The sequence below is a fragment of the Pseudomonas sp. IT-P100 genome (genome assembly GCF_949767185.1).
Classification (GTDB): domain Bacteria; phylum Pseudomonadota; class Gammaproteobacteria; order Pseudomonadales; family Pseudomonadaceae; genus Aquipseudomonas; species Aquipseudomonas fluorescens_B.
On sequence record NZ_CATKQK010000022.1, the window covers coordinates 660654 to 674338 of the forward strand.

Sequence of the window (13685 nt, forward strand, 5' to 3'; positions counted from 1 at the left end):
CGACCGTTGTGCGCTCCCACAGGGATTTTTGGTGTTTAGAGAATTGCAGGCATGAAAAAGGCGCGAACCTCACGGAACGCGCCTTTTTCGTAGCAGCGATCTATCAGCTGCCCAGTGCCTTCGACGCCAGCCAGAACAGGCCGGCCGACAGGGCCACGGTCGCTGGCAGGGTCAGGACCCAGGCCAGCAGGATGGTTCTGACGGTGCCGCCCTGCAGGCCGCTTTTGTTGGCGACCATGGTACCGGCCACACCTGAAGACAGGACGTGGGTGGTGGAAACCGGCAGGCTGAAGATGTTGGCCATGCCGATCAGGCTGGCGGTCGTGATCTGCGCCGACATGCCTTGGGAGTAAGTCATGCCTTGCTTGCCGATCTTCTCGCCGATGGTCAGTACCACGCGTTTCCAGCCCACCATGGTGCCCAGGCCCAGGGCCAGTGCGACCGCCAGAATCACCCAGAACGGGGCGTATTCGGTAGTGGTGGTCAGGTCTTTGCGCAGTTTGTCCAGGTCAGCCTTTTCACGGGCAGCGAGACCGGGCAGTTTGCCGACTTTCTTCGCCGTGTCATCCAGGCAGAGCAGGTAGCGGCGCACTTCGATACGGCTTTCCGCCGACAGCGAATGGTAGTCCGCGACGCCTTTAAGGGTGTCGAGCAGGGCGGTGATGGTCGGTTCGGTCTGTTGCGGGTTGCAACGGAATTTCTCCGGCAGATCACCATCCACGCTTTTGCCCAGGGCCAGGTATTCACCCAGAGTATCGGCATTGCGCTTGTAGAACTGGCTCAGGTGCAAAGTCGCATCGCGAGTGCGTTCGATCTGGTAGGTGGTGCTGCCCAGGTCGAGTACGAACTGTGCCGGAACGATACCGATCAGCACCAGCATGATCAGGCCGATACCTTTCTGACCATCGTTGGAGCCGTGCACGAAACTCACGGCCATGGCCGAAATCACCAGCACCAGGCGGTTCCAGAACGGCGGATGCTTCTTGTCGTCGATCTTGCGGCGCTGTTCCGGCGTCTTGTGCATCTTCGACAGTGGACGCCACCATTTAAGGCCGATCAGGATCAGCGCAGCGATCAGGAACCCGGCCATCGGCGAAAACACCAGCGAAGCCGCGATATCGATCGCCTTCTGCCAGTTGACGCCATCGGCCAATGGAATGTCGTTGATCAGGGCGTTGGCCAGGCCAACCCCGAGGATCGAACCGATCAGCGTATGGGAGCTGGAGGCCGGGATACCGAAGTACCAGGTGCCCAGGTTCCAGGTGATGGCGGCGGCAAGCAACGAGAACACCATGGCCAGTCCGTGACCGGTGTTCACATTGATCAGCAGTTCTACCGGCAGCAGGTGGACGATGGCATACGCCACGCCAACACCGCCCAGCAGCACGCCGAGGAAGTTGAACACACCGGAAAAGAACACGGCCAGATGCGGCGGCATTGCTTTGGTGTAGATAACAGTGGCCACCGCGTTTGCAGTGTCATGAAAGCCGTTGATGAACTCGAAGGCGAGGACAAAGGCGAGGGCGAGCAAGAGGCTCACAAGCACCCAAGCATCCAGTCCGCTGAATAAATCGATCATGAAGGTTTTCTGACCCGGTCGTAAGGGGGCGCGATTATGCCAGAAAAGACTGTAAATCGATGCACTAGCTGCTCATCGGTAACATTCTTCAACGAATTAGTAAGAGACGACGCCCTAAGTTCCGGGTGTTTAGCGGGTTTTGCAAGTCGTTGAATTGCCTTGAAAAGCCCGCAGGCACAAGGGTTTCTCTCGAAACGGCAAGAGAAGCAAAGACTTGTATGAAATTTCTGAGAAGAGGGCCAGACATGAGCCAATTGCCTCATCAGATAGATGAGGTAACCGCTGCCCGCTCGTAGCGGGCGCGAATGGCAACATCAATGCATCCCGCTTTTAACGGGGGCAGACGCAGGCCCTTGAAGGGAGTCAGGCCGAGGCGATCATGGCTCTTCGGCTTTGAGTTCCTTTTCCATCTTCTGCAGTTCTTGCGTGAAAGCCTGGTCCTGAACGGTGGCGCGTTTACGCCAGGGTTTGCGTTCCGGTTCGGGCTGAGCGGCGTAGGTGGTGACTTCCCCGCCGTAAACTTCCTTGTAACGTTGTTCCTGGCGCTCAAGTTCCGCGCGCAGTTCGTCTTTCGTCACAGTGCTACCTGTATAGGTTGAGATTAATTCTGGTAAATCGCGCTGCATCAAATGCACCGACCACGCTCGTCGAAAGGACAATGCCCGCAAAGGCATCGTTTTACGGCACGGCGATCAATACTTCCATGTTGCAGGCGGCCACGGCACCAGAGCAAAACAGCTGACGTAGCATCAGTTTCCTGTTTCAGCGAGCGCGCTGTCAGAGCATTTGAAATGAGCGTCAGGCGCTTGCTGCGGGCAGCAACGATGGAACATCGTGCTGCCGGATGACGGAACCGGCGAATAGAGAAACCGGTTCGTCACTGAATTGCATTATAGCGGTCGATTTGAAGAACACTATCGCCAAAGAGTTAAAAATGGATGTTCATGTGTGATCGTTTTATTACTTGCAAGTTTTTACCTTCACTTGGCCGCGCTGTCTTTCTGGCGTCATTAAGTCGAACAAGTTAGGACATTACATGGGGACTTTAACTCAGGGTTCAAGCCCGGGGTAAAACCATGTAATAGAGAAGGGCGCACGCGTGTCCGACCAAGGCTCTATAACGGCAACCGATTGCGATTATCGGTCGAGGGTTCGATAATCGCCCAGTCTCGGCTGCCTTTGGCTTGTGTGTCGAATCGGAGCCGCCTGTAATAGCCGTCGCTGATCCGTGTGGGAAAAGGACCTGATATGAACGAGCAAATGCGCAATTCCTTCGCTTCAGTGGCGCCGCCTATCGTCGCGTCGCCCGCCAAGCGAATCCAGGCCCTGACCGGCGACCCGGATTTCATGACTTCACTGGCCCGAGGCCTGGCCGTGGTGCAAGCGTTCCAGGAGCGCAAACGGCACCTGACCATCGCCCAGATCAGTCACCGCACGGAAATTCCCCGCGCCGCCGTGCGACGTTGCCTGCACACCCTGATCAAACTCGGCTACGCCACCACCGACGGTCGCACCTATTCGCTGCTGCCCAAAGTGCTGACCCTCGGTCATGCCTACCTGTCCTCGACCCCGCTGGCGGTCTCTGCCCAACCTTACCTCGACCGCATGAGCGAACAACTCCACGAGGCCTGCAACATGGCCACGCTGGAAGGCGATGACATTTTGTACATCGCTCGCTCGGCGACGACTCAGCGGCTGATTTCCGTCGACCTGTCGGTAGGCGGACGCCTGCCGGCCTATTGCACCTCAATGGGCAGGATTCTTCTCGCGGCACTGGATGACACGTCGCTGCGCGAGTACCTCGACCACGCAGACCTGCAAGCCAAGACCAGCCGCACCTTGCACACTCCCGAAGCGTTGCTCGAATGCCTGCAGGAAGTGCGGCAGCAAGGCTGGTGCATCGTCGATCAGGAACTGGAACAAGGCCTGCGCTCGATTGCCGTTCCGGTGTACGACGCTTCCGGGCAAGTCGTGGCGGCGCTCAACGTCAGCACGCACGCCGGTCGGGTCAGCCGCAACGAGCTGGAGCAACGGTTCCTGCCGGGTCTGCTGGCGGCCAGCCGTAACCTCAGCGCCCAGCTGTTTGCCTAAGCTGTTCGATAATCGCCCAGACTCGCGTTTAACGAATTGACGCACTTTCCCCAGGCTCACTAATGTCGCGGCAGCGCCAGCTCAGGCTGGCACCTGTCCGACTGCGTTCTTGCGTGGAATAAAAATAATGAACCAGCCTCAGTCTGCTGTAGGTAACTGCCTCGACGTGCAGTCCTTCATCAATGCTCAACCCATCTCGCGCTACCAGTGGCGAGTGGTGATCCTGTGTTTCCTGATTGTTTTCCTCGATGGCCTCGACACCGCGGCCATGGGCTTCATCGCGCCGGCACTGTCCCAGGACTGGGGCATCGATCGCGCCAGCCTTGGTCCGGTGATGAGTGCGGCGTTGATCGGCATGGTCTTCGGCGCACTGGGTTCCGGGCCGTTGGCTGACCGCTTCGGACGAAAAGTCGTACTGGTGGGCGCGGTGCTGTTGTTCGGCGCCTTCAGCCTGGCCTCGGCCTACAGCAGCAACGTCGATCAGTTGCTGGTGTTGCGCTTTCTGACCGGCCTGGGCCTTGGCGCCGGGATGCCGAACGCTACGACATTGCTGTCGGAATACACCCCGGAGCGCAAAAAATCCCTGCTGGTGACCAGCATGTTCTGCGGCTTCAACCTCGGCATGGCCGGTGGCGGATTCATTTCGGCCAAGCTGATTCCGGCGTTCGGCTGGCACAGCCTGCTGTTGATCGGCGGAATTCTGCCGCTGATCCTTGCCGTCGTCTTGTTGTTCTGGCTGCCGGAGTCGGCGCGTTACCTGGTCGTGCGCAATCGCGGCACCGACAAAGTGCGCCAGGCGCTGGCGCCAATCGATCCGACGGTCGTCGCTCAAGCATCCAGCTTCAGCGTACCCGAACAGAAAACCGTGAAGGCCCGTAACGTGTTTGCGGTGATCTTCTCCGGCACCTACAGCACCGGCACCTTGTTGTTATGGCTGACCTACTTCATGGGCCTGGTGATCGTTTACCTGTTGACCAGTTGGCTGCCGACGCTGATGCGTGACAGTGGCGCGAGCATGGAACAGGCGGCATTCATCGGCGCGCTGTTCCAGTTCGGCGGCGTATTGAGCGCGGTGGGCGTGGGCTGGGCGATGGACCGGTTCAATCCGCACAAGGTCATCGGTACTTTCTACTTGCTGGCCGGGGTGTTTGCCTACGCGGTAGGGCAGAGCCTGGGCAACATCACGCTATTGGCAACCCTGGTGCTGGTGGCCGGGATGTGCGTCAACGGCGCGCAATCGGCGATGCCTTCTTTGGCGGCGCGTTTTTACCCGACTCAAGGTCGGGCGACCGGTGTGTCGTGGATGCTCGGGATTGGCCGGTTCGGCGCAATTCTGGGGGCGTGGATGGGCGCGACCTTGCTGGGGTTGGGCTGGAACTTTGAACAAGTGCTGACGGCATTGGTGATTCCGGCGGCCTTGGCGACGACGGCGGTGGTGATCAAGGGCATGGTCAGTCATGCGGATGCGACCTGATTCTGGATTGAAATTGATCTTTTGACAGGCGATGGAGAACGATAGCGAGACAACAATATGTTCGATAAACGAACACTTAGTCGATTATCGGATTGTTTGGCGTTTTGCACAGGCTTAACCTTCAGTCATTCCGGCGCGCGCATCGCGTCGTTTCCTACCACTGTCGGTTCACAACAAAACGGGAGCCTGCCCCATGGCTGAAATCCTTTCGCTGCACGACGCGGTGAAGCAATTCGTCAACGACGGCGATACCGTCGCGCTCGAAGGCTTCACTCACCTGATCCCTACGGCGGCGGGTCACGAAATCATTCGTCAGGGCAAGAAAGATCTGACGCTGGTACGGATGACGCCTGACCTGATCTACGACCAGTTGATTGGCGCCGGTTGTGCTCGCAAGCTGATTTTCTCCTGGGGCGGCAACCCGGGCGTCGGTTCGCTGCACCGTCTGCGTGACGCAGTCGAGAAGCAGTGGCCGCACGCGCTGGAAATCGAAGAACACAGCCACGCCGACCTGGCAAATGCCTACGTCGCTGGCGCCTCCGGCCTGCCGTTCGCGGTGTTGCGTGCCTACGCCGGCTCCGACCTGCCAAAGGTCAACCCGCTGATCAAGAGCGTCACTTGCCCGTTCACCGGTGAAGTATTGGCGGCGGTGCCTTCGGTGCGTCCGGACATCACCGTGATCCACGCGCAAAAAGCCGACCGTAAAGGCAACGTGTTGCTGTGGGGCATTCTCGGGGTGCAGAAAGAAGCCGCACTGGCCGCCAAGCGTTGCATCGTCACCGTCGAAGAAATCGTCGACGACCTCAACGCACCGATGAACTCCTGTGTACTGCCGACGTGGGCCTTGAGCGCGGTTTGCCACGTTCCTGGCGGCGCGCATCCGTCCTACGCTCACGGTTACAACGAGCGCGATAACCGTTTCTATCAGGCCTGGGACCCGATTGCCCGCGACCGTGACACCTTCACCGCGTGGATCAACGAATACATCCATGGCTGCGCTGACTTCAGCGAGTTCCAGGCCAAGCTGGCCGCTGCATCGGAGGCGAAGTAATGACTTACACCACCAATGAAATGATGACCGTCGCCGCTGCTCGCCGATTGAAGAACGGTTCGGTGTGCTTCGTCGGTATCGGGCTGCCGTCGAAAGCGGCCAACCTGGCGCGGCTGACGTCCTCGCCGGATGTAGTCCTTATCTACGAATCGGGTCCGATTGGTGCCAAGCCGAGCGTACTGCCGCTGTCGATCGGTGACGGTGAACTGGCGGAAACCGCTGACACCGTCGTGCCGACCGGTGAGATTTTTCGCTACTGGCTGCAGGGCGGGCGCATCGACGTCGGTTTCCTCGGCGCCGCGCAAGTCGACCGTTTCGGCAACATCAACACCACGGTGGTGGGTGACTACCACGCACCAAAAGTCCGTCTGCCGGGTGCCGGTGGTGCGCCGGAGATTGCCGGTTCGGCCAAAAGCGTCTTGATCATTCTTAAACAGTCGGCGCGTTCCTTCGTCGACAAGCTCGACTTCATCACCTCGGTCGGCCATGGCGAGGGTGGTGATTCGCGCAAGCGTCTCGGTCTGCCAGGCGCCGGTCCGGTTGGCATCATCACCGACCTGTGCATCATGGAACCGGAAGCGGGTACTCATGAATTCGTGGTCACTGCGTTGCACCCTGGCGTGACCCGTGAGCAAGTGACCGCCGCGACAGGTTGGGCCATTCGTTTCGCCGAGACGGTTGAAAACACCGCCGAGCCCACCGAGGTCGAACTGAAAGCGCTGAGGGATCTGGAAGCCCGCACCGCTGCCGCCCACGGCCAAGCACCTGGAGAAGCGTGATGCGTGACGTTTATATCTGCGACGCGATTCGCACCCCCATCGGCCGTTTCGGCGGTGGCCTGTCGACGGTTCGCGCCGACGATCTGGCCGCCGTGCCGATCAAGGCGTTGATGGAACGCAACCCTTCGGTGGACTGGAATGCAGTGGACGAGGTGTTCCTCGGCTGCGCCAACCAGGCCGGCGAAGACAACCGCAATGTGGCGCGCATGGCGCTGCTGCTGGCGGGCCTGCCGGAAACGATTCCGGGCGTGACCCTCAATCGCCTCTGTGCTTCGGGCATGGATGCCATCGGCACCGCGTTCCGTGCCATCGCCAGCGGCGAAATGGAACTGGCGATTGCCGGCGGCGTCGAGTCGATGTCCCGCGCGCCGTTCGTGATGGGCAAGGCGGATGCGGCGTTCTCGCGCAACATGAAGCTGGAAGACACCACCATCGGCTGGCGCTTCATCAACCCGTTGATGAAAGCCCAATACGGTGTCGATGCGATGCCGCAGACCGCCGACAACGTGGCGGACGATTACGAAGTGTCCCGCGAGGATCAGGACGCTTTTGCACTGCGCAGTCAGCAGCGGACAGCCGCCGCGCAAGCGGCAGGATTTTTCGCTGAAGAAATCGTCGAAGTGCGCGTTGCCCACAAGAAGGGTGAAACCGTCGTCAGCCAGGACGAGCATCCTCGCGCCGACACGACGCTGGAAACCCTGGCCAGACTGAAACCGGTCAATGGTCCCGAAAAAACCGTCACCGCCGGCAACGCGTCGGGTGTGAACGACGGTGCTGCAGCGCTGATCCTGGCCTCGGCCGAGGCGGTGAAAAAACACGGTCTGACCGCTCGCGCCAAAGTGCTGGGCATGGCGAGTGCCGGCGTTGCACCGCGGGTCATGGGCATCGGCCCGGTCCCGGCGGTGCGCAAGCTGACTGAGCGCCTGGGCCTTGCCGTCGGCGATTTCGACGTGATCGAACTCAACGAAGCCTTCGCCAGCCAAGGCTTGGCGGTGTTGCGAGAACTGGGGCTGGCGGACGACGCGGCTCAGGTCAACCCGAACGGTGGTGCCATTGCCTTGGGCCATCCGTTGGGCATGAGCGGTGCGCGTCTGGTGCTGACGGCGCTGCATCAGCTGGAAAAAACCGGTGGCAAGAAAGGTCTGGCGACCATGTGTGTCGGCGTCGGCCAGGGGCTGGCCTTGGCGATCGAACGCGTCTGACGCGCAGCTGTGATAATAAGAACTGAGGAAAGCGAAATGACTGACAAGCCTGGTTACCGTCGCCCGCAGGAAGGCACCCAGCCGGACTACCTGCACCCGACTTATCAATCGACCAACCTGCGCTCGCCGTCCAAGCCGTTGGTGTTTCTGCCCCATTCGTTGTCGGAAATTACCGGCCCGACGGTCGGTGCCGAGCGCGTCAGCGAGAAGGACAACGACCTGACCGCGCAGCACACGGGCGAGCCATTGGGCGAACGCATCATCATTCACGGCCGCGTGCTGGATGAAAACGGTCTGCCGGTGCCGGGGATTCTGGTGGAGATCTGGCAGGCCAACGCCGCTGGGCGCTACAACCATGCACGCGACCTGCATGACGCACCGCTGGACCCGAACTTCACCGGCACCGGCCGCACGGTGACCGACGCCGATGGCTGGTATCAATTCCAGACCATCAAGCCCGGCGCTTACCCGTGGGGCAACCACCACAATGCCTGGCGTCCGGCGCACATCCATTTCTCGCTGTTCGGGCCGAGCATTCTGACGCGGCTGGTCACGCAGATGTATTTCCCCGGCGACCCGCTTCTTGCGTATGACCCGATCTATAACTGCGTGCCGGACACCCGCGCCAAAGAGCGCCTGATCGCCAGTTTCGACCTGGAAAAAACCATCCCTTCCTACGCCCTCGGTTATCGCTGGGACATCGTCTTGCGCGGCCGCGATGCCACGCCGATGGAGAAATAAGATGACGCTGACTGCGACCACGTCCCACACCGTCGGGCCGTATTACCACATCGGCCTGACCTGGCTGAACCGCGAAAACCTGACCGTCGAGCAAACCCTGGGCGAGCGCGTGGCGATCACCGGGCAAGTCGTCGATGGCAACGGTGACATCGTCAACGACGCCATGCTGGAAGTCTGGCAGGCCAACGCCGCCGGCAAGTACGACCACCCCGAAGACGATCAGGACAAACCCCTGGACCCGAACTTCGAAGGCTTTGGCCGGATTCCGGTGGATGCCGAAGGGCGCTTCCGCTTCACTACGATCAAGCCGGGCACGGTGCAAGGGCTGAAAGGCACGACCCAGGCGCCGCACCTGGTGGTGCTGGTGTTCGCTCGCGGGTTGGTGAAGCACTTGCTGACGCGGATTTATTTTGAGGGCGAGCCGGCGAACGTATCGGACCCGCTGCTGGAGTGCGTGCCGGCTGAGCGTCGCGGTACCTTGCTGGCGAAGCAGGATGCGAGCGGTGTGTATCAGTGGAATGTGATTTTACAGGGCACCGACGCCGAGACGGTGTTCTTCGATTATTGAGTGAAAGCACTACACCTGTGGCGAGGGAGCTTCTCCCGCTCGGCTGCGAAGCCGTCGTAAAACCGGCTGGCGAGTGACAGAGCACGTTTGAAGGTTTTGGGCTTGCTCCGGGAGCAAGCTCCCTCGCCACCGGATGTGTAGCAGGCTTCTGATGAGTGATCTGTGGAACGGGACTGTTGCAAAGTGTGTCTAGACTGTCACTGTCCCCAAAGAGTGAAGAACAATGACAACCCCAACCGCGATTCCAGCGCATTACACCGGCGAAGAGCGCAGCAAGCGGATCTTCGCGATTGTCGGCGCCTCGTCCGGCAACCTCGTCGAATGGTTCGATTTCTACGTCTACGCCTTTTGCGCGATCTACTTTGCGCCCGCGTTTTTTCCGTCCGATAACCCGACCGTGCAACTGGTCAATACGGCAGGCGTGTTCGCCGCCGGGTTCCTGATGCGACCGATCGGCGGCTGGATTTTCGGCCGTGTCGCGGACAAGCACGGGCGCAAGAATTCGATGCTGATTTCGATTCTGATGATGTGCTTCGGCTCGTTGCTCATCGCGTGCCTGCCAACCTACAAGGACATCGGCGTCTGGGCGCCGATCATGCTGCTGTTCGCCCGTTTGCTTCAGGGCTTGTCAGTGGGCGGCGAGTACGGCACCACGGCGACCTACATGAGCGAAGTTGCGCTCAAGGGCCAGCGCGGTTTCTTTGCCTCGTTCCAATACGTGACGTTGATTGGCGGGCAACTGCTGGCGGTGTCGCTGGTGGTGATCCTGCAACAGTTCCTCACCGAAGATGACCTGCGTGCCTACGGCTGGCGGATCCCGTTTGTGGTCGGTGCGGTGGCCGCGTTGATTTCGTTGTTCCTGCGTCGCTCGCTGAAAGAAACCACCAGCAAGGAAATGCGCGAGAACAAAGACGCCGGCAGCATCCGCGCGTTGTTCCGCGACCACAAAGCCGCATTCATTACCGTGCTGGGTTACACCGCCGGGGGCTCGCTGATTTTCTACACCTTTACCACGTACATGCAGAAATACCTGGTGAACACCGCCGGCATGCACGCCAAGACGGCGAGCTACATCATGACCGGCGCGCTGTTCCTTTATATGTGCATGCAGCCACTGTTCGGCATGCTCGCCGACAAGATCGGCCGACGTAATTCGATGCTGTGGTTCGGTGCCTTGGGTACGTTGTTCACCGTGCCGATTCTGTTGAGCCTGAAAAGCGTCAGCAGTCCGTTCCTGGCTTTTGTGTTGATCACCGTGGCGCTGGCAATCGTCAGTTTCTATACCTCCATCAGCGGTCTGGTGAAAGCTGAAATGTTCCCGCCGGAAGTGCGCGCATTGGGCGTAGGCCTGGCGTACGCGGTGGCGAATGCGATCTTCGGCGGCTCGGCAGAATACGTGGCGCTGAGCCTCAAAGCCGTAGGCATGGAAAACTCTTTCTACTGGTACGTCACGGTGATGATGGCGGTGGCGTTCCTGTTCAGCCTGCGCTTGCCGAGACAGGCGAAATACCTGCATCACGACCTTTGATCCATCTGCGTGGGCCGCACCGGCCCACGCCTTCAGGGACTGTTTATGAACCAGCGACCGGGCAATCAATTGTTCGATGCCTATTTCACTGCCCGCGATATGCGTGAGGTGTTTTGCGATCAGGGCCGGGTTCAGGCCATGCTCGATTTCGAAGCGGCGCTGGCTCGGGCCGAGGCGAAGGTTGGCTTGATTCCGCAGACGGCTGTGGCGTCTATCGAAGCCGCCTGCCGCGCCGAACATTTTGATTTCGCGGCCCTCGGCGAGGCGATTGCCACGGCCGGCAATTCGGCGATTCCGCTGGTGAAAGCGTTGGGCAAGCAGATCGCAACCACCGACGCCGAAGCCGAGCGCTATGTGCATCTGGGCGCGACCAGTCAGGACGTAATGGACACTGGCCTGGTGTTGCAACTGCGCCGGGCGCTGGAACTGATTGAAGGCGATCTGGCACAACTGGGCGAAACGTTGGCGACCCAAGCGTTACGCTTCGTCGCCACGCCGCTGGCCGGGCGCACCTGGTTGCAACATGCGACACCGGTCACCCTGGGCATGAAAATCGCCGGTTGGCTGGGCGCGGTCACCCGCAACCGGCAACGCCTGCAAGCGCTCAAACCGCGTTTGCTGGTGCTGCAATTCGGCGGCGCCTCCGGAACCCTCGCGGCCCTCGGCTCACAGGCGATGCCGATTGCCGAAGCGCTGGCCGGGGAACTGCAACTGACCTTGCCCGACCAGCCCTGGCACACCCAGCGCGATCGTCTGGTGGAGTTCGCTTCGGTACTGGGATTGATCGCCGGCAGCCTCGGCAAACTCGGCCGCGACATCAGCCTGTTGATGCAGACCGAAGCGGGCGAAGTGTTCGAACCGTCGGCGCCGGGCAAGGGCGGCTCTTCGACCATGCCGCATAAACGCAACCCGGTGGGAGCTGCGGTGCTGATCGGTGCCGCTACGCGCGTGCCCGGTTTGCTCTCGACCCTGTTCAGCGCGATGCCGCAAGAACATGAGCGCAGTCTGGGCCTGTGGCATGCCGAGTGGGAAACCCTGCCGGAGATTTGCTGCCTGGTGTCCGGCAGCCTCAAACAAGCGTTGCTGGTGGCGGACGGACTGGAAGTGGACGTCGAACGCATGGCCCGCAACCTCGACCTGACCCAGGGCCTGGTGTTGGCCGAAGCGGTGAGCATCGTCCTTGCGCAACGGGTCGGCCGCGACACCGCACACCATCTGTTGGAACACTGCTGCAAACGTGCCGTGGCCGAGCAACGGCAATTGCGTGCGGTCCTCGGCGACGAGCCGCAAGTGACCGCCGAACTCTCACCTGCTGAACTCGATGATCTGCTGGATCCCGCCCACTACCTCGGTCAATCCCGTACATGGGTCGAGCGAGCGGTGGCTGAACATTCTGCGTTGACTGCCTGAAGGAGATTGCTGTGGCTTTCGTACAACTCGCCGAGGGCGAACTGAATTACCAACTCGACGGACCTGAAAACGCGCCGGTGCTGGTGCTGTCCAACTCGCTGGGCACCGACCTGCACATGTGGGACGCGCAGATGGCGGCATTCACCGAGCATTTCCGGGTGCTGCGTTTCGACACGCGCGGGCACGGCAAATCGCTGGTCACACCGGGGCCGTACACCATCGAGCAACTGGGCCGTGACGTGCTCGCGTTGCTGGATGCGTTGCACATCGAAAAAGCGCATTTCTGCGGCCTGTCGATGGGAGGGCTGATCGGCCAGTGGCTGGGCATCCATGCCGGTGATCGATTGAACAAGCTGGTGGTGTGCAACACCGCGGCGAAAATCGGCGATCCGTCGATCTGGAACCCACGTATCGAAACCGTGCTGCGTGATGGCGCGGCGGCCATGGTCGCGCTGCGCGATGCGTCGATTGCGCGTTGGTTCACCGCGGATTTCGCCCAAGCCAATCCTGCGGCGGCGAAGAAAATTACCGACATGCTCGCGGCCACTTCGCCAGAAGGTTATGCGGCCAATTGTGCGGCGGTACGCGATGCCGATTTCCGTGATCAGCTGTCCTCGATCAAGGTACCGTTGCTGGTGATCGCCGGCACTGAAGACGCCGTAACGCCGCCATCCGGTGGACACTTTATCCAGGAACACGTGCAGGGCGCCGAGTACGCCGAGTTCTACGCCGCACACCTGTCCAACGTTCAGGCCGGTGCTGAGTTCAGCAAGCGGGTGCTGGCGTTTCTGTCAGCTGATTGAGGGGATTTGTTGTGGACGAGAAACAACGTTACGACGAGGGCCTGAACGTCCGCCGTGCCGTGCTCGGCGACGCCCATGTCGACCGCAGCCTGAACGCGCTGACCGAGTTCAACTCGGAGTTTCAGGAAATGATCACCCGCCACGCCTGGGGCGACATCTGGACGCGTCCGGGCCTGCCACGGCACACCCGCAGCCTGATCACCCTGGCCATGCTGATCGGCATGAACCGCAATGAGGAACTCAAGTTGCACTTGCGCGCCGCCGCCAACAACGGCGTGACCCGCGGCGAGATCAAGGAAGTGATCATGCAGAGCGCGATCTACTGTGGCATCCCGGCGGCGAATGCGACGTTCCACCTGGCGGAGTCGGTTTGGGATGAGTTGGGGGTTGAATCGCGGGAGTGACTCCTCGCGATGTGGGGTGTTTGATCTGACGCCATCGCGGGCTTGCCCGCGATGG

The 13685-nt window shown here is 60.6% G+C and carries 13 protein-coding genes; 11 read left to right on the forward strand and 2 right to left on the reverse strand.

From position 1 onward, the window contains the following. Positions 1–103 precede the first annotated feature (103 nt). The gene (locus tag ACM6IQ_RS19235) at positions 104–1579 is read right to left on the reverse strand and encodes an inorganic phosphate transporter (RefSeq protein WP_017336835.1); all 1476 of its coding nucleotides are present in this window, start codon (positions 1577–1579) and stop codon (positions 104–106) included. 377 nt (positions 1580–1956) lie between these two features. Beyond that, positions 1957–2157 (reverse strand): hypothetical protein, encoded by a 201-nt coding sequence (locus ACM6IQ_RS19240; protein WP_007935837.1) that lies wholly within the window; start codon positions 2155–2157, stop codon positions 1957–1959. A gap of 670 nt (positions 2158–2827) precedes the next feature. Between ACM6IQ_RS19240 and pcaR the strand changes: the two genes are divergently transcribed. The 11 genes from pcaR (at position 2828) to pcaC (ending at position 13630) form a co-directional block, all read left to right on the forward strand. Next, a complete protein-coding gene (pcaR, locus tag ACM6IQ_RS19245; protein ID WP_008025635.1) occupies positions 2828–3670 on the forward strand; it encodes a pca regulon transcriptional regulator PcaR in 843 nt (280 codons plus the stop codon). A 127-nt stretch (positions 3671–3797) separates the two neighbouring features. Next, complete coding sequence (locus ACM6IQ_RS19250) at positions 3798–5144, forward strand: MFS transporter (RefSeq protein WP_017336836.1); 1347 nt, start codon at positions 3798–3800, stop codon at positions 5142–5144. Positions 5145–5337: 193 nt separating this feature from the next. Next, a complete protein-coding gene (locus tag ACM6IQ_RS19255) occupies positions 5338–6195 on the forward strand; it encodes a CoA transferase subunit A (RefSeq protein ID WP_414879558.1) in 858 nt (285 codons plus the stop codon). Then, positions 6195–6974 carry a CoA-transferase subunit beta gene (locus ACM6IQ_RS19260; RefSeq protein WP_017336838.1) on the forward strand — a complete coding sequence of 260 codons (780 nt, stop codon included), beginning with the start codon at positions 6195–6197 and terminating at the stop codon, positions 6972–6974. Before ACM6IQ_RS19255 ends, ACM6IQ_RS19260 begins: the two co-directional genes overlap by 1 nt. Continuing rightward, positions 6971–8176: a 3-oxoadipyl-CoA thiolase gene (pcaF, locus tag ACM6IQ_RS19265; RefSeq protein ID WP_193393005.1), complete on the forward strand. Its 1206-nt coding sequence runs from the start codon at positions 6971–6973 to the stop codon at positions 8174–8176. The genes ACM6IQ_RS19260 and pcaF overlap by 4 nt, the downstream gene beginning before the upstream one ends. A gap of 36 nt (positions 8177–8212) precedes the next feature. Beyond that, positions 8213–8917 (forward strand): protocatechuate 3,4-dioxygenase subunit beta, encoded by a 705-nt coding sequence (gene pcaH / locus ACM6IQ_RS19270; RefSeq protein ID WP_414879559.1) that lies wholly within the window; start codon positions 8213–8215, stop codon positions 8915–8917. 1 nt (position 8918) lies between these two features. After that, on the forward strand, positions 8919–9485 hold the full coding sequence (gene pcaG / locus ACM6IQ_RS19275; protein WP_017336841.1) for a protocatechuate 3,4-dioxygenase subunit alpha: 567 nt from the start codon (positions 8919–8921) through the stop codon (positions 9483–9485). 223 nt (positions 9486–9708) lie between these two features. Beyond that, the gene (locus ACM6IQ_RS19280; RefSeq protein WP_017336842.1) at positions 9709–11013 is read left to right on the forward strand and encodes an MFS family transporter; all 1305 of its coding nucleotides are present in this window, start codon (positions 9709–9711) and stop codon (positions 11011–11013) included. 45 nt (positions 11014–11058) lie between these two features. Further along, positions 11059–12423 carry a 3-carboxy-cis,cis-muconate cycloisomerase gene (locus ACM6IQ_RS19285; RefSeq protein ID WP_414879560.1) on the forward strand — a complete coding sequence of 455 codons (1365 nt, stop codon included), beginning with the start codon at positions 11059–11061 and terminating at the stop codon, positions 12421–12423. A gap of 11 nt (positions 12424–12434) precedes the next feature. Beyond that, positions 12435–13226 (forward strand): 3-oxoadipate enol-lactonase, encoded by a 792-nt coding sequence (pcaD, locus tag ACM6IQ_RS19290; RefSeq protein ID WP_414879561.1) that lies wholly within the window; start codon positions 12435–12437, stop codon positions 13224–13226. A gap of 11 nt (positions 13227–13237) precedes the next feature. Continuing rightward, positions 13238–13630 (forward strand): 4-carboxymuconolactone decarboxylase, encoded by a 393-nt coding sequence (pcaC, locus tag ACM6IQ_RS19295; RefSeq protein ID WP_017336845.1) that lies wholly within the window; start codon positions 13238–13240, stop codon positions 13628–13630. Positions 13631–13685 lie beyond the last annotated feature (55 nt).